Origin of the sequence: Nonomuraea aridisoli (assembly GCF_003236395.1) — a bacterium.
GTDB classification, from domain to species: domain Bacteria; phylum Actinomycetota; class Actinomycetes; order Streptosporangiales; family Streptosporangiaceae; genus Nonomuraea; species Nonomuraea aridisoli.
In genome coordinates, this window is the sequence record NZ_POUD01000504.1 from 1 (window position 1) to 2543 (window position 2543).

General features: G+C 62.7%; 3 protein-coding genes and 1 pseudogene. All 4 read right to left on the reverse strand.

Annotated elements, in window-relative coordinates:
* Positions 1-187: 187 nt before the first annotated feature.
* Positions 188-958, reverse strand: a complete 771-nt coding sequence (locus C1J01_RS47480; protein ID WP_111185669.1) for a transposase family protein — start codon at positions 956-958, stop codon at positions 188-190.
* A 114-nt stretch (positions 959-1072) separates the two neighbouring features.
* Positions 1073-1522: a hypothetical protein gene (locus C1J01_RS49445; RefSeq protein ID WP_146616024.1), complete on the reverse strand. Its 450-nt coding sequence runs from the start codon at positions 1520-1522 to the stop codon at positions 1073-1075.
* A 248-nt stretch (positions 1523-1770) separates the two neighbouring features.
* A complete protein-coding gene (locus tag C1J01_RS50795; protein ID WP_181449366.1) occupies positions 1771-1923 on the reverse strand; it encodes a hypothetical protein in 153 nt (50 codons plus the stop codon).
* Between the two features lie 442 nt (positions 1924-2365).
* Positions 2366-2543, reverse strand: a pseudogene (locus tag C1J01_RS54240) (IS982 family transposase); the annotation flags it as partial.

Sequence of the window (2543 nt, forward strand, 5' to 3'; positions counted from 1 at the left end):
TCACCCTCACGGCCTTGTAGTGATCAGCAGCGACTCGACACCGCACATGATCACTCAAGGCCGTCTCGCTGTCCGCGAAACGATCAAACGTGGCTCAGCACAACGATCCGGAGGATAAAGAACAAGCTAAAGGCTGTTGCAGAAGGTCGTGAGTGGGCAGGTCAGGGCAGGTCCGCAGCTGTCGTGGTCATGCCGACAGGGCGAGGTTGTGCATGTGGGCGACGGCCTGGACCGCGTGATGGAGACGGTTGCCCTTCTGCCGGCAATCGCGCAGGATCTTGTAGTTCTTCATGCGGGCGAAGACGTGCTCGACGCGGGCGCGGATGCGTCGGTGTTCTGCGTTGTCTTCTTCCTGTGCCCGCAACAAGGGCCTGCCTGCTCGTCGGCGGTGCGGCACGATCAGGCCGGTATTGACGTAGGCGCCGTCGGCCATCACGCTGACGCCGTCGCAGTGGGCTGCCAGTCCTGAAGCCCGCCAGGCGTGAGCGTCGGCCTTGTTACCCGCTACCGGTTGGCCGGTCGCCACGACCAGGCGAGTGTCGGCATCGATGATGACCTGCACGTTCGCGGAGAAGCGGTAGTTGCGGCTGGAGGCGCCGACGGCGCGGTCGCGGATCGGGATGAGGGTGCCGTCCACGATCCACAGCCGGTCGGTGGCATCGGCCGGCCTGGGAGCGGGCTGCAAAGCGAGCAGCGGGCCAAGCCGCTGGATAATGCGGCATACGGTGGCCGGAGAGATCCCGAATAACGGCGCGAGCTGCCGCATGGTGAGGTTGGTGCGGTAATAGACGGCCACCAGGAGTACCCGATCGGCCAAGGGCAGGCACCACGGCCGGCCACCACCGGGACCGTTGCCGCCCCGCTCACGCACCACCCTCACCAGCCGTTCGAACCGGCCCATCCCCAGGCCAGTGAAGGTCTCCACCCACAAAGGATCAGCTCGTAACAGCCCGCCCATACACGAGAAATGCCCATCCCGCTCGCTTCTGCAACAGCCTTTAGAGGGGACGGGACAGAGGTCCATGGTTCTGGACCGGCGCAGGCTCAGTTGCATTTGTGGGGGGAACCAGGTTCAGCAACGTTCGCATTTAGTTCGGCAGCACTCGATAAATGCAAAGAAGTCGCCGTAGTGCCGCTTGTGGCAATCGCGGATGCATTGACGACATGATTCGTCCATAAGAATCTCCGAGAGCGAATTACGTCGTTCGCTTTGAGGGGCCCTTTGCATGTCTGCAACAAGGCGGGCCAGCACTTTTGCTTCATCGGATTGAGGTTCCCCAAAGGAGATCCTCGCTATGTGGTGAGCGTGGTCCTTGCATGGGCTGGTGCCCAATGGCTCGATCTCTTCGATCATGGCGATCGGAATTGGAATCCAGCTAGTGCAGTCTTGGCTGAATCGGATTTCGTCGTCGTTGCCATCTTCGCTTTTGTCCACCATGCCATATATTTCGACTTGCGTGGCAAGCGAGCCATCACGAAGTCCGTCGAGAAACTCTAGTGGCGATCGGCTCTTTGCTGCCATAATCGGCCTCCAGGATCAGGCTGCTGGTTTCTTCTCCTGATTATCGGCTGTGACATATGGATAGAAACCATGCCCGCAGGAGCTTGGCGAATCTTTTGGGAAGTCCAAGTTCTACAGGCTTGTCCGACAGCGGATCGGGGTGGTTATCGCTGCTCCAGCGGCAGGTCAGGCCGCGCGGTGTGCTTGGCCCGGTAGCCGGACACCCACGTGATCAGGCCCGGCAGCAGCGGGACCGCGAGCGTCTCCACTCAGTCGGGCAGCCAGGCGATGAGGTCGAGGTCGGCGCTGATGGCCTGCAGGACGGTCAGGACCGCCAGCAGGCTGAGGTAGGAGCCCGCGGTGGCCGCGGTGACCTTCCGCTCGACCTTCGGCTTGCTGTAGCTGATGGGCTCTCCGTGCATGGTTTCCTCCAACAAGGGTGCGGACATGCGAAAGCGCCCACCCGTCTGGGCGGACGCCATGGTGTCGTTTCAGTCAGTTGCTCTCGTCGATCCGCCGTCGGCAGGTGGCCTTCGAGCGAGGCGAGCTTTCAAAAGGAGGGCGGCCACGGCTGAGGGTTGCCACCGACCTCGTGGCGCTGGCAGGCTTCCCGCCATGATCAGGCACGGTAATCAGGGCGGTTAGGCCGCGAGCGACACGGGCGGGTGGACGGCGAGCGTGGGCGGCGGCGTCCGCCATATGGGCGGGATGCGGAGCACGGGCGGCATGTAGCCCGTACGCATGCGGGCCCGAACCCTGCCAGGGTTCAGGCCCTTCGTCGTACCTGGGGCTCGGCCCCATCAACAGCAGCACGGCCAAGGTCATCGACCAATGGCGCGCTAGATCGTTGATGTGAAATTCGGGTTAGTGATCGTAAGCGATCAGGGATCGTTTCACGGGTGCGCCGATGTTCCAGTTGTGCCAGATGACGGCGTTGAGGGCGAGGATGCGCTGGCTGATGCGCGCCCACAGGCCGTCTGGGTGGCGGGCGTTGTGGCGTTCGAGGCCGAGCTGGTTCTTCAGCGTCCAGATGATCGCTTCG

What these genes read in the sequence shown, in the direction of transcription:
- C1J01_RS50795 (WP_181449366.1), bottom strand. Translation starts at nt 1,923, where the DNA reads ATGCACGGAGAGCCCATCAGCTACAGCAAGCCGAAGGTCGAGCGGAAG.
- C1J01_RS49445 (WP_146616024.1), bottom strand. Translation starts at nt 1,522, where the DNA reads ATGGCAGCAAAGAGCCGATCGCCACTAGAGTTTCTCGACGGACTTCGT.
- C1J01_RS47480 (WP_111185669.1), bottom strand. Translation starts at nt 958, where the DNA reads ATGGGCGGGCTGTTACGAGCTGATCCTTTGTGGGTGGAGACCTTCACT.